The organism is Candidatus Nitrosopumilus salarius BD31, assembly GCF_000242875.2.
Taxonomy (GTDB): domain Archaea; phylum Thermoproteota; class Nitrososphaeria; order Nitrososphaerales; family Nitrosopumilaceae; genus Nitrosopumilus; species Nitrosopumilus salarius.
This window is the reverse complement of sequence record NZ_AEXL02000090.1, coordinates 34004-57625: the sequence shown is the minus strand read 5'-3', so window position 1 is coordinate 57625 and position 23622 is coordinate 34004. Positions and strand designations below refer to the sequence as shown.

Here is a 23622-nt window from a genome sequence, read left to right as displayed (position 1 = left end):
CCATAGTATAAGATCAGTTACTCTGCAATAAAAATAGGAATGCCAAATCCAGTCAAACCATCACATCCACCATATCCTCCAGAAGGATGAATTGTCCACAAAGCAAAATTGCCAACTGGCCCAGTCACATAAATTGAACCTGTCCATCCAGACTGTCCACCTAATTCAGAAATAGAATCAAGATGTTTAAAAGATCCTTTTTTACCTTTCCCTTGAATCACATCGTCACCATTTTCAAATGAGGGGAATTCTGATGGAATAAATCCATTAGGAAAAGACACCAAAGCAATTTGCCTGTTGTCATCATTTTTTTGTGAATTAAACCAAGGATTAGATATCACGGTACCGTCTATTGTCCAATCTCTATCAACATAAGGTATTGTTGAAAAACCAATCTTCATTGCGGCATCATCAAATGTATCACCACCTACATTATCACCGTCTTTTGGACCTAGGTCAACGCATTCATCTTGAATTTTGTAATCAATCTTTAATTTTTGATGATAATTGCCAGCATAATGCGCTTTTACAAAATAATCTGCATTTCCATCACCATTAAGATCATATCTACCACTATCAGAGTTTGACATGTATATTGGAGCATGCCCGTTTCCAAGAACTATCAGATCATCAGAATATACAGATGGAAACATCAACAGTATCAAAGCAAATCCTGCAAGCAAATATAGTGAAATGTTCACATTGCTAATGGATAAGGATTATTCTTAAAGAATTACAGAATTTCCCAAAGATGGAAAGGCATCTAGGCTTAGTTTTCAAAAATAGGAATCCAGCAAATCAAATTTTTTTTACTTTGAATGGGTTAAAATAAAAAATCAGTACTTTCTATGGATGTAAATTATGAGGCATTTTTGTGGATAATTCAAAACCAGAAGAGAATCCATGAAGACTATATCGCAAAAATATCTTAAACTATCAGAGAGCTAAGCAGATAGCCTCAAGATTCCATTTGAAATCAAATACTGGATTGCTAAAATAAACGAATCATCATCTATCGAACCATTTGCCCACCAATCTGCATTATTTTTAACCCATGCAGGAATTTCATTTGAATCAGAAATTGTATTTTGTACAGTATGTGGAATTGTTATAATTTTTTGATCAATCAAATATTTTATTCCTGAAACAAATGTCTCATCATCAATTTGATTTTCAGACCACCACAGTGCATTAGTCTTTATCCATTCTGGAATTTGAGGATTAGAATCAAGTGAATATTCTGAGTCATATTGTGATTCAATTGGCGCATAAAAAAATCCATTTGGATGTAAATCTGTAACTTTATCTACATCATGAGGAGTGATTCTTCCTTTGTATGGTATCTGTTCATAGATGGCATTCATTAAAGATGTTTCAGAAATATCATGTCCTAATCCTAAAGCATGGCCAAACTCATGTTTGAATATTGAGCTCATCTCATCAGTTGTAGCCAAGTCGATTGAACTTCTACATATTCCATAATAGATGTAGGATGAATCTCTATGTGTTTCACATCTATATGGAGTATAGTAATACAAGTTTATCAAATTACTACTAGAATAATACTCACCTAACACAAGATCTTTTTTCTCAGATGCAGGTTCTGCAATAAATTGGATATTGATGCTACAATCACTTGAAAATGAATTCACATTTTTCACATCAAGATCCCACTTCCAGTTCTCAGATCTTGGAAGTGTTGATTGTTGTTTTAGCATATTATCCCACTCAGTAATGCTTGCTTTGATGGCTTTAATGTAAAGGGTTTTTTTTATTGCAGATACAGAATCATCGTTTGGAAAATCTCTGATACAGATTATTGGCGAAGCATAGTATTCAGGAGGTTCTGCAAAAGTATCAATTGGAATCAGCAAAACTAGTGCAAGAATAATTACTGATTTTATCTTCAATTATTTCAAATCTTTTTTAAAATATCTAAAATTTCAGAGTTGCTCTTTATCCAAGTTTTAAGATATGCATTAAATAGATTCTCCAAATCATCAATTAGCCCATCTAGTCGAGGGTCTGATCTGAGTCCTAAAAGCGTAGTATCAATATCGTCTAAAATTCCACGTAATCCCTGATTGGAAGTTTCTAATCTCCTAATGGCTTCATCTATACCCATACCTAGATAAAATTAATGAAAGTAGCCATTAAATGATGTGTATGTAACAGCCGTACACACTAGTGAAATAGAGAAATGATCACATTTGTAAAAAAACAAGCAGGGTAAGGAGGCAGATACAAAACAGAACCCAAAAGTGTAACATTAAAAACGAACAAATCATTATCTAGTTTTTGCCATAATTATAACCATGGAAAACCAATTTGAAAGTAATTACAACATTTCAGATTTACGAAAGATGACAAATGAGATCTTATCAAAACTTACTCAAATCTCAATGAGTTAAGTAAACAAATTAAAATTTCCAGAAATTTTCATCTTTATGGGCTCAAAAATTAATTGTCAATGTTTAGAATGTTCTTGTCATGAAAAATTTGAAACCATAGAAACTGAAGAATTGATCAATCTGATTCAACATGGAAGATTAAGTCAGGATCAAATCTCATTCCTAAAGACCAGAATAGGAAGTAAATTATGCAAACAATGTTTTGTCGGAAAGCATCAGAAATAAAAAATCAAAGATTAAGGGTGTTTTTCTTTCCAAAACGGGGCTTTGCCTTTTTAGAGATTGTCAGTAATCTGTTTTGTAAATTCTTTGGTGGTCTTGTCGCCACCAATGTCTTTAGTCTTTACACCTGTCTTTACCAAATCAAAGATGGTGGATTCTAATTTCTCTCCCACTTCAATACATTTTTTATCATTGTGTTTGTTGCCAAGCCAATCAAGCATCATTTTAATTGAAAGTAAAAATGATGATGGATTTGCAATGTTTTGTCCTGCAATATCAAATGCAGCACCATGAACTGGCTCAAAGAGTGCAAAGTTATCTCCAATGTTAGCAGCAGGTGCCATTCCCAATCCACCAACTACTTGAGATGATTCATCAGACAAAATATCACCAAACAAATTTGTCGTAACTATAACATCGAACTGTTCAGGCTGACGAATTAGATTCATTGCACATGCATCAACATACATCTGCTCAAATGTAATGTCGGGATAATCTTTCGAGATATCAATACAGGCTTTTGCAAACAATCCATCAGTTACTCGCATGACATTTGATTTGTGAACACATGTCACTTTTCTCATAGAATCACGTTGCTTTGCAGTCTCAAAAGCATATTTTGCAATACGTTTTGAGGCATATTCTGAAATTATTCTCAATGCAACTGCGGCATTACCCAAGCTAAATTCCTTGCCGGTGTAAAGATCTTCAGTGTTCTCTCGGACTATTACCATATCAATATCATCTCGTAATGCAGGCATATGTGGATATGATTTCGCAGGTCGGATATTAGCATACAAATCAAGTAATCTCCTCAATACAACAATAACATCAGCTGCACTCTCTCCAACAGGAGCTTTAAGGCAAACATCAGATTGTTTTATTGTGGAAACAACTTCATCAGGAAGTGCCTTTCCGGTTTCAGCCAAAGCCTTGTCACCAGCTGACAATTTTGTTATATCAAATTTCAAGTCAAGCTTGTCATGAATTGTATTTAATACAGATATTGCAGATTCTGATAACTCAGGACCTATTCCGTCACCAGTAATTAATGAAATTTTGTACATTATACCATCATCATTAAAGATTGATTTAGCTTAACTGTTTTTCGCCAAGCATTTTTTTGAGCATTATTCTATTAATGGCATCAATTACTGCTTTAACTGAAGTGGTTACAATGTCCTCACCAACTGATTTTGCAGATACCTTATTTCCTAATGCATCTTCAACTTTTACTGTGACTTCACATAGTGCCGAAGAACCGCCGGAGATAGATGCCAACCCATAATCTTTTATCCTAATCTCTGAAATCTTTCCAGTAATCTTTTGAATTGCATTAAGTGCGGCATCTACCGGACCAACACCATAATCAGTTCCAATATGATCTTGACCATCAATGTTTAACTTTACAAATGCGTAAGGCATTGTTCCAATACCTGTTGATACTGAGAACCCAGTTAACTGAACAATTCTTTTGAGTTCTTTTTCTCCCAAAACATCACTTGCGATAGAGAGTAACTCAACATCAGTGATTTGCTTTCCTTGATCACCTAGCACTTTGACTTTGTCTAAGATTTGTTGTGATTGCTCTTCAGTTGGTTTTACCCCATATTCTGCAAGCATTGCATTCATTCCATGAACTCCAGCATGTTTTCCAACTTGAAGCCATCTCTTTCTTCCAACTAATTCAGGACTGATAGGCTCGTAAGTGAGGGGGTTGCTCAACACACCATGCGTATGAATACCTGATTCATGACCAAATGCGTTAGCACCAACAATTGCCTTGTTTGGTTGGACCATAATTCCTACAGTCTTCGAGATAAATCTAGATGTCTCGTAAATTAATTCAGATTTGACATTAGTTTCATATTTTTGTTCATAGGGTAAACATTTCAATGCCATAGAAAGTTCTTCCAACGATGCATTTCCTGCACGTTCACCAATACCATTTATTGTCACATGTGCACATGATGCTCCGGCATGAATTCCAGCCAAAGAGTTTGCAACAGCTAATCCAAAATCATTATGACAGTGAACACTAACTGGAAGTTTTGTAGCTTCTATTGTATCTCTGGTAATTTCTGCCATATATTCAGGAGTAGCATATCCCACAGTGTCAGGAATGTTAACTCTATCAGCTCCTGCTTTTGCTACTTGACCAAATACTTTTTTTAAAAAATCTCTTTCTGTTCTCGAAGCATCTTCAGCTGAAAATTCTACTTGAAGACCACGTGATTTTCCATATTCTACTGCCTCAATTGCTTTTGCAAGGGCTTGATCTCGGGTCATTTTGAGTTTATGCTCCAAGTGAATGTCAGATGTTGCAATGAATGTGTGGATATAATTTAATCCAGCATCAACTGCAGCGTCAATATCTTTTTTTATAGTTCTTGTCAATCCTGCAATCTCACAAGATAATCCTTCACTTGTGATCATTTTGACTGCTTTGAATTCACCTTCTGAAATTACTGGGAACCCAGCTTCAATTGCATCAACGCCAAGCTCGTCAAGTTTTTTTGCAATTGCAAGTTTTTGATCTGGTGATAATGATACACCAATTGTTTGCTCTCCGTCTCTTAATGTTGTATCAAATATTCTAATTTTCATGCTCCACTCCTTTGTAAAGCTGCAACACCTGTTCGTGCAACATCAAGGATTCCAAATGGTTTTGCCAATTCTTCAAATGCTGCAATTTGATCTGGAGTTGCAGTCAATTCAACCATTATTGATTCCTTTCTTACATCATGAACCTTGGCGCCATATGCATTTGCGAGTTTGTTAATTTCCATACTATCATTAGCATTACTTAGTTTTATCTTAAAAAGACTGAGTTCACGGTATACTGTTTTGTGCTCATCAAGACGCTCAACTTTGACAGTATCTATCATTTTATCGAGCTGTTTTACAATCTGCTCAATTTGTTTTTCATCACCATATGTAGTGATAGTCATTTTAGAATATTCAGGATTTTCAGTAATACCAACTGAGATGCTATCAATATTGAAATTTCTAGATCTGAAAAGATGTGTTACCTTAAACAAGATTCCAGGTTTATTTTCAACTAGAATAGAAAGAATTGCCCACATAATTAATCACTAAGAGGGTAATATCATATCCGAAAGTGAAGTTCCAGGTGCAACAAATGGCAATACATCTTCTTCAGGATCAATTGGGATATCAATTACAGTTGCAACATCACTGCTTAATGCATTCTTAATTGCTTTGTCTAGTTCGTCCATTGATTGTGCACGAATTCCTTGAGCACCGTATGATTCAGCTAGTTTAACATAATCAGGACAATGACCTTGGTCAACTCCAATCATACGTCGGTTATAGAAAGTTCGTTGCCATTGAGCTACCATGCCCAATGTAGAATTGTTTAAAATAAATACAATTACTGGGATGTCTTCTAAAACTGCAGTTGCAAGGGAATTTTCAGTCATGCTAAAGCTGCCATCGCCTGCAATATCTACAACTGGAACGTCAGGTCTTGCAACTTTGGCACCAATTGATGCAGGAAACCCCCAGCCCATAGTACCAAGTCCAGTTGAGCTAAAGAAAGTTCCAGGTTGAATTACGTCATAGAATAATGATGCCCACATTTGATGTTGTCCTACTTCAGTAGTTACAATAGACTCTTTTGGCAATAGTTCTCTGAGTTTTCTCAAAATCTTTGCAGCACCCATCTCTCCAGGATGAAGTTTTAAGTTTTCTTTCCAATATGCTTTGGTTTCTTTGACATGTTTAACCCAAGGACTTTCTGCAGATTTTTTTATTGATCTTTGTAAGAGTAATTTTACCATGATTCTAAGTGATGCACGAACGTCACCTACGACTGCAATTTGCGCGGTCTGGTTTTTGCCAATCTCTGCAGGGTCAACATCCATATGAATAATTTTTAATCTCTTTTCAAAAGCCTCAAAGGTTCCAACCGATCTGTCTGAAAATCGAGTTCCAATTGCCAAAACACAATCAGCTTCTGCCATCATTTTGTTTGCCTCTGCATGTCCATGCATTCCAATTGGACCTAATGACAATGGGTGATTTTCAGGAAATGCACCTTTGCCTTTGAAAGTAGTAACTACTGGAAGCATTAAAGTTTCAGCTATTGCTTGGAGCTCAGCAAATGCTGATGAGATAATGGTTCCACCGCCAGCTAAGATAATTGGTTTTTCAGAATGAAGAAGCATGTCAATTGCTTTTTCGACATTAACGATATCAGGATCAGCCCATGGATGATAACCGCGAATCTTAAACTCATCAGGAAAAACCATCTCAGCTTCATTTTGTTGAACATCTTTTGGAATGTCAATCAGAACGGGTCCTGGTCTGCCAGTCTCTGCAATGAAAAATCCTTTTCTTACAACTTCAGGAACTTCAGCAGCGGTTCTTGGTTGAAATGCATATTTTACAACAGGGTTTGCCATTCCAATAATATCACTTTCTTGAAATGCATCTCGTCCGATCATTGCTACTGGTACTTGACCAGTTACTGCAATCATGGGAGAAGAATCAGCTTGAGCTGTTGCAATTCCAGTTAAGATATTTGTAGCACCAGGTCCTGATGTTGCAAAACAAACACCAGGTTTTCTGCTGACTCTTCCAAAACCATCTGCCATATGCGCAGCTGATTGTTCATGTCTTGTCAAAATATGTCTAATATTACATCTAGCAAATTCATCATACATTGGAAGATTTGCACCTCCAGGTAATCCAAATACTTCTTTGACGCCTTCTTTTTCCATTGCGACCATCAATGCCTTTGCGCCAATCATTTTTTCCATTTTATTCATCAAATCAATCTCCATAATTTTAAGCTAGTAAATTTTTGAGCACACTTTACAGTGAAACTACAAGAGGCAAATCATTGCCAATAAATTCAGTTAATGTGCTGCTCATTCAAATCAAAAAAAATCACCAACTGATAATTAATAAAGATTCTCTAAATAATAATCGTAATTTTGTTTGCAATCATACAGAAGACTTAAACTGAGAATTTTCATATTCCGAATGACTGTTTTGACAGACAATGAAGAAATTATAAAAATTATTGAGTCGTTATTCGAGGCAGGAATAACAAAAGATTTAGGCATTCTAAAAGATATTCACCTAAACGATCCTAGATTTTCAAGCTTTAGTGATTTACCACCTTATGATCTTAAAGATTATCAAAACACGATAGAATTAGAAGAGTTACGATTTGTAAGCATCTCAGACTATACCTATGAAATTAAAAATCCAAAGATCAGCATATTTGGGGATGCTGCAGTTGTTGCATTTGAATTGATTCAAAAAGGAATGCTAGTAGATACCAAAGCATACACGGGAGAGCACATGATAGTTAACGGAAGAGCAACATTTGTACTAGTAAAACAACCAACATGGAAAATTGCACACATTCACCTATCAAAGATTAATTGATTTTCTATTTCTTTGAAGGATTGGGGTTCTTTGATTTGTTTTGATTAGGATTGTTTGGTTTGTTTTTGTTCTTTGATTTGTTTTGATTAGGATTGTTTGGTTTGTTTTTGTTCTTTGGTCGATTTTTGGATTCCTCACTGACTAATTTTTGATATAGTTTGAATGCTTGATCAACATTTGAGTTTCCATGTACTATAGATCGTACTGCACGAATCATTGCAACTGGATGTTCTGATTGCCAGATGTTTCGACCCATATCAACTCCAACTGCACCACCTTTGATTGCATTAAATGTTAATTGTAAAGCATCACGCTCAGGAATTTTCTTTCCACCTGCAACAATGATTGGAACAGGACATGATTGAACAACTTTTTCAAAATTATCACAGTAGTATGTCTTGACAATGTGAGCACCTTGTTCTGCTGCAACTCTGCAAGCAAGTGAGAGATATCTTGCATCCTTTCCTAGTTCTTTTCCAACCGCAGTAACAGCTAAAACTGGAATTCCATATGATTCAGCCTCACTGACTAATTTTCCAAGATTTACAATAGTTTGATATTCATATTTTGAGCCAACAAAGATAGACATCGCAAGTGCGCTTGCATTAAGTCGGATTGCATCTTGGATTGATACTGTAATGTCTTCTTGAGATAGATCCTCACCTATAATGCTAGAACCGCCAGATACTCTCAATACCATTGGAGTATCAGTAGTTGCAGAAACAGATGTTCTCTGAACACCGCGAGTGACCATCAATGAGTCACAGTATTTCAAAAGTGGTGCAATGACCTTCTTTGGGTTTTCTAATTTTTCAGTCGGGCCAAGAAAGTATCCGTGGTCTACTGCAAGCATTAGTGCGCGGTTATTTTGTGGTTTAATTATACTAGATAATCTGTTTTGTAATCCCCAATCCATATTTCTTCGATTTTTTTTGAAAAGAAATACCTTTCTTAAGCCTTTCTTATTTTGTAATAATTATTTTCATTGCATTCTCACCTGTACGTGCATGATCAAATGCTTTTTGGGAATCATTTATGGAGTAAGTGTGAGTGATTAGTTGCTTGACATCAATCTGAGATGATTCGATTAAATTCAATGCTTCAGTTGTGTCCTTGTCAGATGCAGCGTAGCTAGTAACCAGAGTTATTTCTTTAGAGTAAATTATACTCATATCCAAATTCATCATTGCACCTTTTGAAGGTACGCCGAACATCATTACAGATCCTCCTTTGCGAACAATTCCAATTGCATCTTCTAGTGCTTTGAGGCTACTTGTTGCAACAATTGCCACATCCACACCTAGCCCATCAGTAGTATCAAGAATCTTTTGTTTTCTGTTTTCATCCATAGAGTTGATAGATTCAGTAATGTTGAATTTTTTTGCAAAATTCAATCGAAAGTCATTGACATCCAAACAGAAAATTTTTGAAAACTTTTTTGCATGAGCTAACATCACATGCATCATGCCAGTTGGACCAACCCCAAAAATGGCAGCTGAATCACCTTGTTGGTAAGGGAATTTAGTCCACGCTCTAACACAGCAAGCAAGTGGCTCAATCAGTGCTGCTTCCTCAAAACTTGTCTTCTCAGAGATTTTCAATACACCATCATGAGAAACATTCCAAGCTGGAACAATATATTTTTCAGATAAACCACATGGAGAAAGATTAGTTTCATAATATTTTGGACACATTGTTTCATTGCCGTGATTGCAAAAATGACAATCATAGCAAGGGACGTGGTGATGTGTGAAGACTCTATCACCTTTTTTGAATGATGTTACATTGGACCCAACATCTAAAACTATACCAGCTGGTTCATGACCTAAACGCATCGATGGTTGACCATAGTGGCCAAAGACTTTTTCCAAATCAGAACCGCATATCCCACAAGATTCCATCTGGATTAGAATATCTCCAGAGTTTAGCTGTGGTGTCTCTACATCATCAACTGAAATTACACCAGATTCTTTGACAGATGCAGTTTTCATGGTAGAGCATTAGAGAGTTGATTATAAGTAGATTAAAAGAACTATACACCGAGGATTTTCTTGAGCATTAATCTATAGTCGACTTCAGATTTTTCACTTCCAGCTGCAGGCAGTGCAAATACAAGAGTCGATTTTTCAGATCTGAGGGATGTTAATTCATCATTGATTGATTCTGTGATATCGTCACTTACCAGTACCAACCCAACATCAGAATCATCAGTTAGTGTTCTAATTTGGTCCAATGCCTTTTGAGGAGTTTCAGAAATTATTCCTGGAATTCCAGCTAATTGGAAACTAGTTACAAAGGATTTACTGCCAACGGTGAAGATTTTCACAGTTATGAATTTCGTTCATTCTAATTTAACCCTTTTTGGCGTATAAGTTCAGGAAAGATTGATTTACTCTGAAAAACCAGTGAATTCATGACAGAAATTGATACTGGAAAAGATGTCTATTTGTTCCTACATGGAAGAATGGATCTTAGAGAAAAAGCAAACACAGCACTTGGCTCAAAGGGATTTGCAAGTGAGAAAATCATCATGGCATTACCAAATAAAGTTGGAAATGTAGGAGATTACATGGCAATGTTATGGATGCCACCGAATCCAGATCACATAAAGATTCAACAAATCACCAAGATTGAAGAAGTAAAACCAGAAGGAATGATCGGTCTTTGGAAAGGCGTCTCAAAAGAGGATGTTGACACTGTTACGTTATAGTTAACTGAATCCAGCACCAAAATCAGTACCTTTCTCTAGTAGATCACCAGAGTCAGCACTTTTTAGTTTTCTATACAACAAGGTTTCAAAAACTAACTTCATTGCATCATCATCATCAAGGCTACAATCTTCTTTGATTAGATTTTTGTATTTTTCCAGTTTAGTAGTATCTTGTTCATCAAATGAAATATTATCATGAACCATCAGGTTTGCTATTTTTTCAATTTCAGTATTTTGTTGGTCGTCATCCATAATTTTGTATATTTTTTCTAGTTATTAACACGTTCGAATAACAAATCATTACAAATCAGAAATTAATCCTGAAAGAAAATCAGAAAATTCATCATCAGAAAAAATAATTTTTTCAACTAAATTCTCCTTCCTAGCTAGTTCTGTAGATTCTAGATGATAGCAAGAAGTTTTTCCAGTTAATTGCCCAAAATAAAATCCAGGACAAGAGCAATATTTGTCATCAGGATCTATCCAATGCTCTTCTCCGACACCAACTACGGTCCATATTTTTCTCTGACTAGGCTCAAAAATATGCAGTTTGACGCGTTTTTCAGAAACTATTGATTGGATGCGTCCTAGGTCTTTGTTCATAAGGGTTTAATCACATATCCAAGGTATAACTTTGATGCCGCAAATTAGAATATTGTCAACAAAGCCTGCATTAATCATAGAGGGAGAAAAAAAGAACATTGTAATCACAGATTTGCACATAGGATTTGAAAGTAACATGACATCAAACGAAATTTTTGTTGGAAAAAATTCCACAATCAATGAAACAATTCAAGAAGTATTAGAGATAATAGAATCAGAAAAACCAGACTCTGTAATTTTATTAGGGGACATCAAATCAAGTATCAAAAGCATTTCAAGAAACGAATGGGATGAAGTTCCAAGATTTTTCAAAGAGGTTGGAGAAAAATGTGAAGTGATACTAATTCCAGGAAATCATGATGCCAATATTCAGAGATTGATTCCAGACAATATATCTATGATCAGTTCAACTGGAATGGTGCAAGATAATGTGTTATTAACACATGGACATACAATGCCTTCAGAGAATTTTTCACATGTAAACAAAATTATCATGGGTCATATTCATCCGGTGTTTTTCCAAGAAGAATCCATAATTAATGGTCAAAGAGTTTGGGTGTCAATAAAGACGGAAAAAGAAAAAATATTTCCAAATAAATCTGGAGAGATAGAAATAATCATCATACCATCATTTAACAGATATTTTTATGCAACATACAGAAAACATTACAAAAAATCAATCTCACCAATCATCGACAAGATAAAACCAGTGACTTCTGCAAAAATAATAACACTTGATGGAACAATTATTGGAAATGAATCAAATATAGAGCAAGTAATTTAAACAGACTTTGTAACAAACGTTGCCTTATGAGCACAATTATAGCATCTTTGAGATTTTGCCCAGATTTTTACGGTCTCAGAATATACAACTCGAACTTCATAAGAATAACCACAGTTTAGACACAAGACATTTGCTAGATAGCTATTCTTATTCCAATCATCATTAGGATCACGGTTAAATGTATCAACTAGCTTGCGTCCTTTTTCAGATATTCTGTACAGAGTCAAATCATGAAAGCCAGGTTTATCATCAAAAGGAATTCTTTGAACCAATCCATTTTCATCAAGAAACACCAAGATGTCTTTGAGTTTGAACTCTGCAATCTTTGTGTTGACATAATTTTTTTTCACACTATTTTTTAGATGAACAAATCTTATTCCGTCATTTTCAAACTTCTCAATCTTGTTTAAGACTTCATCAAGCTCATCATCAGAGAACTTTTTTGCCATATACTAAATTGTAGTAAACAGGTTTATCTTTTTTCATAAATGTAGAATCATTCGTAATGATCATAGGGTTCAATGGGCTCAATTGTAGGTTTATTGTTTTTTAGCCAATCAAGAGTCTTTACAAAGGAATCAGCTAATTCTATTGTAGTAAGTACTGGAATTCCCAACTCCAAAGACTTGCGTCGGATTTGATATTCATCATCAAGCATCCCAACATATTTTTCCAGAGTGGAAGTACTTGGAATGTTTATGATAAAGTCAATCTTTCGCTCATAGAGAAGATCTGCAATATTTGGTTTTCTGTCAGGTTCTGAAATTTTGTGAACTATTTGTACCTCACCAATTTTTTCTTTAAAGAACTCTGCAGTGTGCTCTGTTCCCAGAATATCAAAACCAAGTTGTTTGAGTTTTGCAATGGTAGATACTAGTTTCTCCTTATTTTGAGCACCGCCTACTGTTACTAACGCAGTTCCAGATTTTGGCAGAGTGTATCCTACTGATATCAATCCCTTTGATAGTGCATCATAGAAGCTGTTTCCGAAGCATGCAGCCTCACCAGTAGACTGCATTTCTACTCCCAGTGCAATATCTGCCCCTTCTAATTGCATAAAGGAAAACTGTGGTACTTTGATACCATAATTGTGAATTCTCTGCCACTTGTTTTCAGGGATTTTAGGCAAGGGTTTGTCCAAAATTGCCTTTGCTGCAAGTGATATGAGGTTCGTTTTGACTAGTTTTGATACAAATGGCATTGAACGTGATGCTCTAATGTTAAGCTCAATCACATAGACATGATCATCGGAGATAAGAAATTGTAAGTTGAATGGTCCTTTGACATTAAATGTAAGTGCAATCTTTTTTGTATAATCATTTATGATTTCAATTATTTTGTTACTTAGACGCCATGGTGGAATGCACATCATTGCGTCACCAGAGTGAACACCTGCACTGTCAATGTGTTCAACTATTGCACCAATTACAACTTCCTTACCATTACTGATTCCATCAACGTCTACTTCAAGGGAATTTAACATGAATTTCGAGATAACTACAGGATGGTCCGGAGATACATCTGTTGCTTCTTGGACATATTGTTTTAGTTGTTCTTGAGACCAGACAACTTTCATGGCAGCACCTGATAAAACATACGATGGTCTAACAATTACTGGAAATCCAACATCTTGGGCAAAAATTTTTGCCTCGTTAAGATTGGTAAATGCTTGCCATCGTGGTTGCTGTATGTGAAGTTTGTCAAGCTCTGCACTAAATTTTGAACGGTTCTCTGCTCTATCAACATCATATGCACTAGTTCCCAAGATATGGATTCCATGTGCTGCAAGTCCAGGAGTAAGATTATTTGCAGTCTGTCCTCCAACACAAGTAATGATTCCTTTTGGATGTTCAAACTCATTGATGTCTAAAATTCGCTCTTCAGTTAGTTCTTCAAAGTATAGTCTAGTACAAATATCATAATCAGTAGAGACAGTTTCAGGATTACAGTTTACAACAGATACGCTCTTCTCTCCATTTTCTTGTAGACCCCATACCATGTTGACTGTACCCCAATCAAATTCAACACTACTTCCAATTCGGTATGGACCTGCACCAAGAACTACAATTCCTTTTTCATCAGAAGGAATAATGATGTCATTTGAGTGTCCTCCATATGTAAGGTACAGGTAGTTTGTCACGGCAGGCCATTCAGCAGCTAATGTGTCAATTTGCTTTACAGATGGCAATACACCGTATTTCTTGCGTAACGCACGCACATCATCAGGGGTTTGGTCTTTGGCTCGAGCAATTTGCTTGTCTGAAAAGCCCATCTTTTTTGCCTCCCATAGAAGCGATTCATCAAGTTCCGATTGTTTTATTTTTGATTCTACATCTACAATATTTTTATTTTTCAATAAACCAAGGATCAATGGTAGAGAGTTTATAGATTCTCTCAACAGAGATCCCCATTTTCAAGGCAATTGCAACATTGTACATAATGTGATCATCATGGTGAGAGAGTTTGTCTTCAATTTCTTCTTCAGAGTAAGTTTTTCCGTTTACACGATTCAAAACTAGTCCGTCATTTCCAATGTCAAGCATTCGAATTGCTTTTTGAAATGATTCCTCAAACGTTCTTCCAACTGCCATTACTTCGCCAACCGATTTCATTGTAGGTCCGAGTCGTCTGTTTACTAGTTCAAACTTTTCAAAATCCCAACGAGGATGTTTGCATACAATGTAATCAAGTGAGGGTTCAAAACAAGCTGTAGTATTTTTTGTGATTCTGTTTACTAGTTCAGATAAGTTGTAACCAAGTCCAATTTTTGCAGACATGTATGCAAGTGGATATCCAGTTGCCTTACTTGCAAGAGCAGAAGATCGAGAAAGTCGTGGGTTAATTTCAATTGCAACATATCGGTCAGAGTTTGGTTCAAGTGCATATTGGATGTTGCATTCGCCGACAATTCCAACATGCTTAGTTGCACGTAATGCGGCAGAGCGTAACATATGGTATTCATGATTGTCAATTGTTTGTGATGGTGCAACTACAATGTTATCACCAGTGTGTGCTTTCATGGAAAGAATGTTTTCCATGTTACATACAATTACGTTATTTCCATCATAGTCTTGCATTACCTCATATTCAATTTGCTTCCAGTGTCCAATGTATTCTTCAATCAGAACTTGGCCAACAATACTTGCCTTGAATCCTCGCTCAACAATTTCATGTAGTTCAATTTCATTATATGCAACTCCGCCACCTCGTCCACCCAGAGTGTATGCAACTCTAACTATTACAGGATAGGCCAACTCTTCTGCTGCCTTTTTTGCATCTTCAAAATTTGTGACAGTCTTGCTTCTCAATACAGGTACGTCGCACTCAGACATTGAATCCTTGAACAACTGTCGATCCTCAGTCTTTTGAATTCCTTTGATTTGGGTTCCCAGTACTTGTACTCCATACTTTTGGAGTGCGCCAGATTCCTCTAGGCTAACCCCACAGTTTAGAGCGGTTTGACCACCATATGCCAGCATAATTCCGTCTGGCCTTTCTTTTTCGATAATAGATTCCACATACTGCTGGTTTACGGGAAGAAGATACACTTGATCTGCAAATCTAGTATCAGTCTGGATTGTAGCAATGTTCGGATTGATTAAAACACTCTTCAGACCATCTTCTCGTATGGCTTTGAGGCATTGGCTTCCGGAGTAGTCAAATTAGCGGTCGTTTTTAGCGACTCTCGCCGGCTTCTCCGATTTTGATAGCCCCACTTCCAAGTACAAGAATTTTCTTTAACGATTCATTCTTTGGCAGATGTTCCTTCCTCCATAAGGTGTTGTAGCTCTTCAAAGACGAACTTGCAATCGTAAGGACCAGGTGCAGCTTCGGGGTGAAACTGTACTGCAATGCACTTTTGTTTTTTGTGTTTTATTCCTTCAACTGTTTTGTCGTCTGCATTTGTAAACCATAAATTAAATTCAGACTTTGCAAGAGATTCTGGAGTAATCCCATACCCATGATTCTGACTAGTCACATAAACTTGATTGTTCTCTAAATTGACACATGGTTTGTTTTGTCCACGATGCCCGTACTTTAGTTTGTAAGTGTCAGTGTTTCCTGCAATGCCAATAATTTGTGCGCCCAAACAAATCCCCAACGTAGGAACATTATTTTCAATTAATTTTTTAGCAGTGTTAATCGTGTCAGGGCATTTTTGAGGATCACCAGGACCGCTACTTAACACGACGCCTTTTGGATGGTAAGACATTATCTTCTCATATGTAGTATCCCATGGAAGACGAATTACTTTGTAACCAATTTCACGAATGTTTCGAATTATTGCATTTTTTGCACCAGTGTCAACTACAACCACAGACTGGATTTCATTTCCATATACTTTTTCTTGTTTAGTTGACACATCATCCATAAATTGCTCAGAATCATATTTTGGAGCAATTGTAAGCTGTTTTTTTATCTCATCTACATTAATTTCAGAATCAGATACAACTAGTGCTGCCATCATGACACCGCCAGTTCTAATCTTCTTTGTTAGCTCACGTGTATCAATTCCAGAGATTCCCGGAATCTTTTCGTTGTATAACCATTCATCTAGTGTCATGGAAAGATTCCAGTGACTTGCAGTAAGGGATAGTTCATGAACTACGAGACCCCGAACCTGGATTTTCTCAGATTCAAAGAACTTTGGGATTCCATCGCTATCTTTAATGGAAACATCAGGAACGCCATAATTTCCAACTAGTGGATATGTAAGTGTAAGAATTTGACCACAGTATGAAGGGTCTGTGAGGGCTTCAGTATAGCCGACCATTCCGGTATTGAAGACAATTTCGCCAAAAGTAGTTGTAGAATAACCAAAACCTTCACCATCAAGAACAGTTCCATCGTCAAAAATCAGCTTTCCAAACTTTTTTGCGTGGTTTGATTTCTTTGTAGTAATTGTGACCCTCGATAAGTCCGCTAGAAAGCGAATTTAAGTTTTATGTGAAAATTAAAATGTAAAAATTGATCGCAATATTATGAAAATTTAAAGATTTTTGAGATCTACAGTGCTTGAAACTCTTCGCTCCACTTGTGATATGCACGAATCATTTCAAGAGAAACACTTGGTTTTCTTCTTGCCATAATATCTTTAAAATCAGCGGTTGTAAGATCTCTTGGTTGTTTTGGAGTCTCACCTTCTACGGGTTCATGGTATTCTGGATCATTGAAAATTTCATGTACTGTTTTGATTTGGGCGGCTTGACAAACATCTTTGATATCACTTGCACTATAACCGTCAAATAATTTTGCAAGTTCAGTATTATTTACATTGTAATTTTTGCTTAGGGGTGCAGTGTATTGCTTGAAAAGATTTTCTCTTGCGGCTTGTGTTGGAAGAGAAACATAGATTCTCTTTTGGAATCTTCTAAGGAAGGGCCAATCAAGACTCCAAGGTTTGTTTGTTGCACCAATTACATAAAGCATCAGTTGTTTACCTTTGCCGTTTACACCATCCATCTCGGTCAGGAATTGATTTTTGGTTCTAACCTCCCCACCTACTTCACTATTTCTTGAACCAAGTAAGGAGTCAACTTCATCCACAAACAAAATCACAGGTTTACCTTCTTTTTCTGCATGTTGTCTTGCCATTGCAAATAGTTTTGAGACATTCTTTTCTGCCTCACCAAGCCATTTGCTCATCATGGACGATGCATCAACATTAATGAAATAACCATCCATCTCATTTGCAGTTGCTGCTGCAAGCATTGTTTTACCAGTTCCTGGGGGCCCATAAAGCAACATTCCTTTTGGCCAACCTAAAGGAAACAAGTCGGGTCTCTTTGTAGGATACACTATTGATTCACGCAATGCGCTTTTAGCTTCATCCAAACCAATTACTTGATCCCAAGTAACATCTGGCTTTTCTTTCATGATTAATTCTTCAAAATCATTTTCATTTTCTTGTCTTTGGACAGATGCCTTTTGTTCAGAATCTGTAGCCTTTGGATCAACTGCAGGTTCTATTCCATGTGCTTGCTGGAGCGCACCTATTCTGTTATGATAAGAGTTACATCGGTCTTTGTAAATTTGGTTTAGTTTGTTGTTTGGGTATAATTGCACTAGTTTAACGAGAGTATCAATGGCATTTTGATAATGAGATATTGCCATTCCACGTGCACCTTGAGAATCACATTTGATGGCTTCAGAAGCATATTTGCTTGCTGTGTTCTCTAATTCTTGGGGGGCTAAACTCATCTTAATTACCTACGCAGTATCCTCTTGAGATTTTTCTTGGTATCCTAGAGGGTGAATCTGTGTAACAAAAGTTGTTAAATTTATTGCACTTGTTTCATACTCGTTATAGTCAGGTCCATCATGATACTTTTTCTTAAAATCGGATTTATCTGAGATGTTAGTATGCATGTCCTTGACTTTGTTAATAGAGTCTTCTGCAGCAAGAATTAGTTCAGAGACATCATCATCAATTTCTATTATGGAATTTGCAGTATCAGATATAACAGATTTGAAATATTGTAAAATTGACTGGAGTTCCTTTTTGTCTGAATGTTTACATAGCAGGAAATCGGCAATTCCAACTAGCTTGTTCAAATCTTGCAGTTCTTCAAAGGTAAGATGATCAATAGTATTCTCATCAGATGGCTTTATCTCAGATAATTTCTTGTCAATTTTAGAAGAAATAGATTTTATTCTTCCAATATCCTTTGAGAAATCACGAATAGAGTTCAACATAATTAATTATTGCATAATTTCGAAAAATCAAGATTAGGGTACTGCTTACTTAATTTAGAGTCTGCCATCAATTTTACTTCATCAAGAATACTCGCAGATTCCTCGTTTGACTGACTAAAATCAAATCTTGCTTTAGTAAGAACTGCAGAATCAAGCACTATGCTACCAAGATGAACAGATAGTTCAGAGAGTTTCTGGCTGCAGTGCGGAATAATACCAAAGAGTTGTGCACTTACAGTCCTAATCATAGGAATAGAGACAGGCAGAACCTCAGGAATACTGTGAATTCCAGTGATACAACCAGTTTTCTGTTTGATGTGCAAGAGAATATCAAGGGAGCGGATCATGATTTGCTCTAGTCTTATAGCATTTAGATGAAGTTTATCATATTCATTAAAATCTAAAATCAAGAATTTGTTTGATTCTTTTAGCTCATTTCGTTTTTCCTCAAGAATTTCAATCACACCATTTAACAAATTAAATGAATACTCTAGTCTTGGAACAAGAGTTACAGAGTGAGAGATAGTTCCTTGTTCTAAAGGAATACTGTATTTTACCAACATAACAGACAATTCTTCTAGATTTTGTATATGAGGACAGCGTATCATCTAATTTAGTAACCGCAGTGACACCTGTCCGCAGATACAATTTGAATTTTTTTTGAGTATTTGTGTAAAGGAATTTAGCTCTCAATTTTACCTAATAACAAATCAAAGAAATACATGGTAAATGAGAAAGTACTGACAGTAAGCTTGGAAGAATTTGGACTGAGCAAGTATGAGGCACAAGCATATGTGGCATTAATTTCAAGAGGTGCAGTTTCAGCTGGAGAACTGGCGTATCATTCAGAGATTCCACGAACTAAGATATATCCAACTTTGTTAAAATTGGAAAGCAAAAAACTGGTAATCATTTCAAAAAGTAAGCCAATCATGTGTACTGCAATTGCGCCAGAGGATGCATTTGATGGAATAATTCACGAGCAAATAAACAAGGTAAATGCAATGAATACACTAATCTCAAACTTGAAGAAAGCAAGTGAGGAAAGTAGAAAAACAAGAGGATCAGAAGAGAGAAGATATTTCCACATGAGTGCAAATAATGTTGTAACTCAGCTTCAAACTATGATTGAAGGTTCAAAATCATCAATCAAAATTATGGCAGACCAATGGGGGTTTGGGTTGTTAGCAGAATGCAAAGACCAACTACTATCAGTTTTGCGTCGCAATTTAGATGTCAAAGTTCTTGTCACTCCCATACAAATTGGTTCTGAGGCTTTCAGATCTATTCCAGATGGAGTTGAAATTAGGGCATCGGAGATTTGTCAGAACTGCTTTATTTTTGATGAGACAGAATTATTGATGGTGAATAACGATAATGGGAAAGGGGCAATTTTTTCATCAACTGAAATTCTTGGAACAAATCAAGAGAGAGTATTTTCAAACATTTGGAAAAATGCAATGAAAACAAAAGCACTTGCAGATATGTCAAAAGTAGAAGCTCAAGAGATCTGCAAGATAATCAAAACAGTAAATGAAACAGGTTTGCACCACATTCTTAGTGCATCAATAATATCAAAAAAACCAGAATTAGAAATGTTCAAGATGCTAGAAAAAAATGGAATATCTTTGAAATCAAAATCACTAGACGACGTTATTGAGATAATGGATGCAGTAATGCAAATTACGTGTTCTGGACATGTCAACTTTGAAGCAAATACAAAAAATATTACAGTAGAATCCAAACTTAACAGCGGTCATTCATTACCATGGGTATCAATTCTAGACGGGTGTCTGCAAAACCAAGGTTACAAAACTAGAACTGTTTATCAAAATAACTCAAACAAAGGCGAAAAAGTCCACATCAAGATAAGTAAAAACTAAAATCACCAAAAGACGCCACCATATTTGTGATAGAAGAGAAACTAGAGTCATTGGGAATTAAACTTCCAAATCCACCGACACCAGCAGGATCTTATGTTCCAGCAGTAAAAACAAGTAATTTGCTTTTCATCTCAGGACAGATTCCAATGGAGGATGGTAAGATGATTTTCACGGGAAAGGTATCAGATGATAATTTAGAGACTGCCCAAAAATCTGCAAGGATGTGTGCTATCAATATCTTGGCTCAGATAAAAAAAGAGTTAGGAAATCTGGATAAAGTAAGTAAAATAGTAAGATTGTCAGGATTTGTAAATTCTGTTCCAGAATTTTCCCAGCAACCAAAAGTAATCAATCCAGCTTCAGATTTGTTTTTTGAGATATTTGGGGAAAAAGGAAAGCATTCTAGAATTGCAGTGGGTGTTGCTAGTCTGCCATTAGATGCCATGACAGAAATTGACGCCATCATTGAATTTTCGGGATAAAAAAGATTCAAAGATATGATTATTACTATAAAATCATATATACAATTCATATATATGCAATATTCAGAATGTATGTGTTTAGGGTTTCATTATTAGCATTAATCGCAGTTTCAATATTTTCAACTTCGGTGTTTGCAGAATCAACAATACAAGTTAGCGTCTCTGAGGAAAACATCAAGTCTTTGGATTCAATTTGGATAACTGGAAAAATAACTGATGTCTCACAATGGAAATCAGTAAGAATTACCGTAACTGATCCAGATGGAATTGTTGTGTATAGACCATCAGTGGCAATAAGTGATGATGGGACATTCAGAGATCTAATGCATCCAACTCTTCCAAGTTTCAAAACAGGAACATACACCGTAATTGCAAGTCAGGAAGAAACACAAGTTACAGCAAAAACACAATTTACAGTAACATCTGAGGCAATGCCAAGAAACCAAATTACTCAACCATCTCCAGAACCAGCAGTAAGCACACCGCAAGCAACAGGTTCAAGTAAGATCACACTTACAGCAGACACAGTTAACGGATCAAACATTATCAAAATTAACGGATATACAGAAATTAGAAGTACGGATATTACATTTATCGTAAATGCACCAAGTGGAAACATAATTTCAATTGGGCAAGTAAGTCCAGATGCACAAGGAAAATTCCAATTAGAAATTAAAACAGGTGGTCCAATATGGAAAGAGAATGGAATGTATTCAATTACAGCAAACCAAGGATCATCATCAGAGTACAAAAAATCGATTCAGGTTGAAATCAAAGACGGGGTAGTAGTTCCAGAATTTGGGACAATAGCATCGCTGGTTTTACTAGTATCAGTAATTGCAATAATCATGGTTTCATCAAAATCAAAAATCAGCATAATTCCTAGATTTTAAGATGAGAACAGCAACAAAATATGTCAACTTTAGACGAGCTAAAATCACAAAAATATATCTCACTTGAATCATACAGAAAAAATAATCAACCAATAAGAACACCAGTATGGTTTGTAGTAGAAAATGATTTGATCGTCATAGTTACAAGAGAATTGACAGGTAAAGTAAAAAGGATTAGAAATAATCAGCAAGTAAAGATTGCAACATGCACAATGAGGGGAAAGATTACTGGAAAATGGATATCAGGTATTGCAAAATTTTTGCCAGATGTTCAGACAGGTAACGTAGTAAAGTTGAGAGATAAGAAATATGGCATTGCAGCAAAAATTGCCAAATTTGTAACTAGAAACAAAGGTGATTTTGTGGCTTTTACAATTAAACTAGATTAAGCGATTTTTTTGTTTAATTCTGTAATGAATTTTTTTATTTTTGGTTTTGGAATTACTGCACCACATGCCTTATCATGACCCCCTCCAGAACCACCAAGATCAGTAGCTAAGATATTAACAATTTTTCCCAAGTGAACTTTACAGTCTTTAGAACCACGTACGGATACGGCGTAAATTCCATGATCAATTCGTTCCTTGTATGCAACACCAACGTCTTTTCCAGACAAACCCATCACAAAATTAACAGCGCCACTAGCACCAGCATCTAAAATTTCCATATAACCAAGATTTTTCATAGTTTTCATTCCTTGTTTTACTTTGGCAATCATTTGAGATAGTTTCTCTACTTGTATTTGTGCAAACTCAAAAGTGTTAGGAATTGCATGTGGGAATTTGGATTCAGCTAGTTCTTCCACCAAATACAGTAGATAGTCAGGTTCTTTTTGATGCCCCACAATATTGTAAGTAAGAACAGTTGCGCTAATCAATGCAAATTGCCTATCATAAATCTGAAGTAATTTTGCCCCAATTGGTCTGGTTTCCATGTAATCAGTAATGGCAGCACATGCTGCAACAAAGGATGCATGATCATTTAGTTTTGATTTGAATGCAGCATAAGCTAAAACCGCAGTACACTCATTAATATCATGTATTACCTTCACTTTAATTTTATTTAATGCCTTTACAACATTAGGATCTATATCATGATGGTCAATGTAAGTTACTGAAACTTTGTTTTTTCTCAATGTTTTCATAATATCAATAAACTCATCTTGAGTTTTTTTGCTTAATCCTAAATCACAGATAAATAATGACTTTAATTTTTCATCAGATACAACCTGATTTAATGCCTCCATTTGGCCAGGATAATCAACAAGAATAGCATCACCACCAAAGGCTTGTCTAATAAGTGCAGCAGAGCTAATTCCATCACAGTCTTCTTTGTGAGATATGCAAATCACCTTAGTTCGCTGTGAAGATGTTTTTTTGGTTGTTGTTTTTTTAGTGCTAGTTTTTTTGGTTGTTGTTTTTTTAGTGCTAGTTTTTTTGGTTGTTGTTTTTTTCTTTACAGATTTCTTTGTTTTTGATGCTGCCAATATATTTAGAAAAATTATAAACCCTCATTTA

The 23622-nt window shown here is 35.8% G+C and carries 24 protein-coding genes and 2 pseudogenes; 7 read left to right on the top strand and 19 right to left on the bottom strand.

From position 1 onward, the window contains the following. Positions 1-17: 17 nt before the first annotated feature. From BD31_RS04715 to ilvB, 7 genes are all read right to left on the bottom strand, one after another. On the bottom strand, positions 18-701 hold the full coding sequence (locus tag BD31_RS04715) for a hypothetical protein (protein WP_238536069.1): 684 nt from the start codon (positions 699-701) through the stop codon (positions 18-20). Between the two features lie 243 nt (positions 702-944). Further along, positions 945-1910, bottom strand: a complete 966-nt coding sequence (locus BD31_RS04710) for a matrixin family metalloprotease (RefSeq protein ID WP_008299412.1) — start codon at positions 1908-1910, stop codon at positions 945-947. Positions 1911-1915: 5 nt separating this feature from the next. Continuing rightward, on the bottom strand, positions 1916-2125 hold the full coding sequence (locus BD31_RS04705; protein ID WP_008299274.1) for a hypothetical protein: 210 nt from the start codon (positions 2123-2125) through the stop codon (positions 1916-1918). A 561-nt stretch (positions 2126-2686) separates the two neighbouring features. Beyond that, complete coding sequence (locus BD31_RS04695; protein ID WP_008299424.1) at positions 2687-3700, bottom strand: isocitrate/isopropylmalate dehydrogenase family protein; 1014 nt, start codon at positions 3698-3700, stop codon at positions 2687-2689. Positions 3701-3725: 25 nt separating this feature from the next. Further along, positions 3726-5240, bottom strand: coding sequence for a 2-isopropylmalate synthase (locus tag BD31_RS04690; protein ID WP_008299176.1), 1515 nt, complete (start codon positions 5238-5240; stop codon positions 3726-3728). Next, entirely contained in the window at positions 5237-5719 is a 483-nt protein-coding gene (gene ilvN, locus BD31_RS04685) for an acetolactate synthase small subunit (RefSeq protein WP_008299418.1), read from the bottom strand. Before ilvN ends, BD31_RS04690 begins: the two co-directional genes overlap by 4 nt. Before the next feature lie 9 nt (positions 5720-5728). Next, the gene (ilvB, locus tag BD31_RS04680; protein WP_008299181.1) at positions 5729-7426 is read right to left on the bottom strand and encodes a biosynthetic-type acetolactate synthase large subunit; all 1698 of its coding nucleotides are present in this window, start codon (positions 7424-7426) and stop codon (positions 5729-5731) included. Between the two features lie 217 nt (positions 7427-7643). On the opposite strand from ilvB, the gene BD31_RS04675 reads away from it, so the two are divergent. Next, the gene (locus tag BD31_RS04675) at positions 7644-8054 is read left to right on the top strand and encodes a YybH family protein (RefSeq protein ID WP_008299281.1); all 411 of its coding nucleotides are present in this window, start codon (positions 7644-7646) and stop codon (positions 8052-8054) included. Positions 8055-8058: 4 nt separating this feature from the next. Here the strand turns inward: BD31_RS04675 and lsrF are convergent. From lsrF to BD31_RS04660, 3 genes and pseudogenes are all read right to left on the bottom strand, one after another. Further along, positions 8059-8982, bottom strand: a pseudogene (gene lsrF / locus BD31_RS04670) (3-hydroxy-5-phosphonooxypentane-2,4-dione thiolase); the annotation flags it as partial. 34 nt (positions 8983-9016) lie between these two features. After that, a complete protein-coding gene (locus BD31_RS04665) occupies positions 9017-10045 on the bottom strand; it encodes a zinc-dependent dehydrogenase (RefSeq protein ID WP_008299437.1) in 1029 nt (342 codons plus the stop codon). 41 nt (positions 10046-10086) lie between these two features. After that, complete coding sequence (locus BD31_RS04660; RefSeq protein WP_008299335.1) at positions 10087-10380, bottom strand: V-type ATP synthase subunit F; 294 nt, start codon at positions 10378-10380, stop codon at positions 10087-10089. 87 nt (positions 10381-10467) lie between these two features. Between BD31_RS04660 and BD31_RS04655 the strand changes: the two genes are divergently transcribed. Then, positions 10468-10764 carry a hypothetical protein gene (locus BD31_RS04655; protein ID WP_008299178.1) on the top strand — a complete coding sequence of 99 codons (297 nt, stop codon included), beginning with the start codon at positions 10468-10470 and terminating at the stop codon, positions 10762-10764. Here BD31_RS04655 and BD31_RS04650 read toward each other — a convergent pair whose 3' ends face one another. Further along, on the bottom strand, positions 10765-11016 hold the full coding sequence (locus tag BD31_RS04650; RefSeq protein ID WP_008299165.1) for a hypothetical protein: 252 nt from the start codon (positions 11014-11016) through the stop codon (positions 10765-10767). 48 nt (positions 11017-11064) lie between these two features. Next, on the bottom strand, positions 11065-11367 hold the full coding sequence (locus BD31_RS04645; RefSeq protein WP_008299185.1) for a hypothetical protein: 303 nt from the start codon (positions 11365-11367) through the stop codon (positions 11065-11067). A gap of 34 nt (positions 11368-11401) precedes the next feature. Between BD31_RS04645 and BD31_RS04640 the strand changes: the two genes are divergently transcribed. After that, positions 11402-12151, top strand: a complete 750-nt coding sequence (locus BD31_RS04640; protein WP_048097453.1) for a metallophosphoesterase — start codon at positions 11402-11404, stop codon at positions 12149-12151. On the opposite strand, the gene BD31_RS04635 is transcribed toward BD31_RS04640, so the two are convergent. The 6 genes and pseudogenes from BD31_RS04635 to BD31_RS04610 form a co-directional block, all read right to left on the bottom strand. Then, entirely contained in the window at positions 12148-12600 is a 453-nt protein-coding gene (locus BD31_RS04635) for a hypothetical protein (RefSeq protein ID WP_008299160.1), read from the bottom strand. The two genes, BD31_RS04640 and BD31_RS04635, sit on opposite strands and share 4 nt — an antisense overlap. Positions 12601-12647: 47 nt before the next feature. After that, positions 12648-15765: pseudogene (carB, locus tag BD31_RS10465) on the bottom strand (carbamoyl-phosphate synthase (glutamine-hydrolyzing) large subunit). A gap of 131 nt (positions 15766-15896) precedes the next feature. Then, positions 15897-17012 (bottom strand): glutamine-hydrolyzing carbamoyl-phosphate synthase small subunit, encoded by a 1116-nt coding sequence (gene carA, locus BD31_RS04625; RefSeq protein WP_193353383.1) that lies wholly within the window; start codon positions 17010-17012, stop codon positions 15897-15899. Positions 17013-17158: 146 nt separating this feature from the next. Beyond that, positions 17159-18352 (bottom strand): AAA family ATPase, encoded by a 1194-nt coding sequence (locus BD31_RS04620; protein ID WP_008299143.1) that lies wholly within the window; start codon positions 18350-18352, stop codon positions 17159-17161. 9 nt (positions 18353-18361) lie between these two features. Then, positions 18362-18847: a hypothetical protein gene (locus tag BD31_RS04615; RefSeq protein ID WP_008299303.1), complete on the bottom strand. Its 486-nt coding sequence runs from the start codon at positions 18845-18847 to the stop codon at positions 18362-18364. Positions 18848-18849: 2 nt separating this feature from the next. Further along, a complete protein-coding gene (locus BD31_RS04610) occupies positions 18850-19410 on the bottom strand; it encodes a hypothetical protein (protein ID WP_008299482.1) in 561 nt (186 codons plus the stop codon). A gap of 159 nt (positions 19411-19569) precedes the next feature. Between BD31_RS04610 and BD31_RS04605 the strand changes: the two genes are divergently transcribed. The 4 genes from BD31_RS04605 to BD31_RS04590 all read left to right on the top strand — a co-directional run bounded on the left by BD31_RS04605 (position 19570) and on the right by BD31_RS04590 (position 22494). Continuing rightward, positions 19570-20730 (top strand): TrmB family transcriptional regulator, encoded by a 1161-nt coding sequence (locus BD31_RS04605; RefSeq protein ID WP_008299208.1) that lies wholly within the window; start codon positions 19570-19572, stop codon positions 20728-20730. A 26-nt stretch (positions 20731-20756) separates the two neighbouring features. Next, positions 20757-21212 carry a RidA family protein gene (locus BD31_RS04600; protein WP_008299377.1) on the top strand — a complete coding sequence of 152 codons (456 nt, stop codon included), beginning with the start codon at positions 20757-20759 and terminating at the stop codon, positions 21210-21212. Between the two features lie 68 nt (positions 21213-21280). Then, positions 21281-22105, top strand: a complete 825-nt coding sequence (locus BD31_RS04595) for a PEFG-CTERM sorting domain-containing protein (RefSeq protein ID WP_238536068.1) — start codon at positions 21281-21283, stop codon at positions 22103-22105. A gap of 20 nt (positions 22106-22125) precedes the next feature. After that, a complete protein-coding gene (locus tag BD31_RS04590) occupies positions 22126-22494 on the top strand; it encodes a PPOX class F420-dependent oxidoreductase (protein ID WP_008299403.1) in 369 nt (122 codons plus the stop codon). Here BD31_RS04590 and BD31_RS04585 read toward each other — a convergent pair. After that, entirely contained in the window at positions 22491-23591 is a 1101-nt protein-coding gene (locus BD31_RS04585; protein WP_008299285.1) for a DHHA1 domain-containing protein, read from the bottom strand. The two genes, BD31_RS04590 and BD31_RS04585, sit on opposite strands and share 4 nt — an antisense overlap. Positions 23592-23622 lie beyond the last annotated feature (31 nt).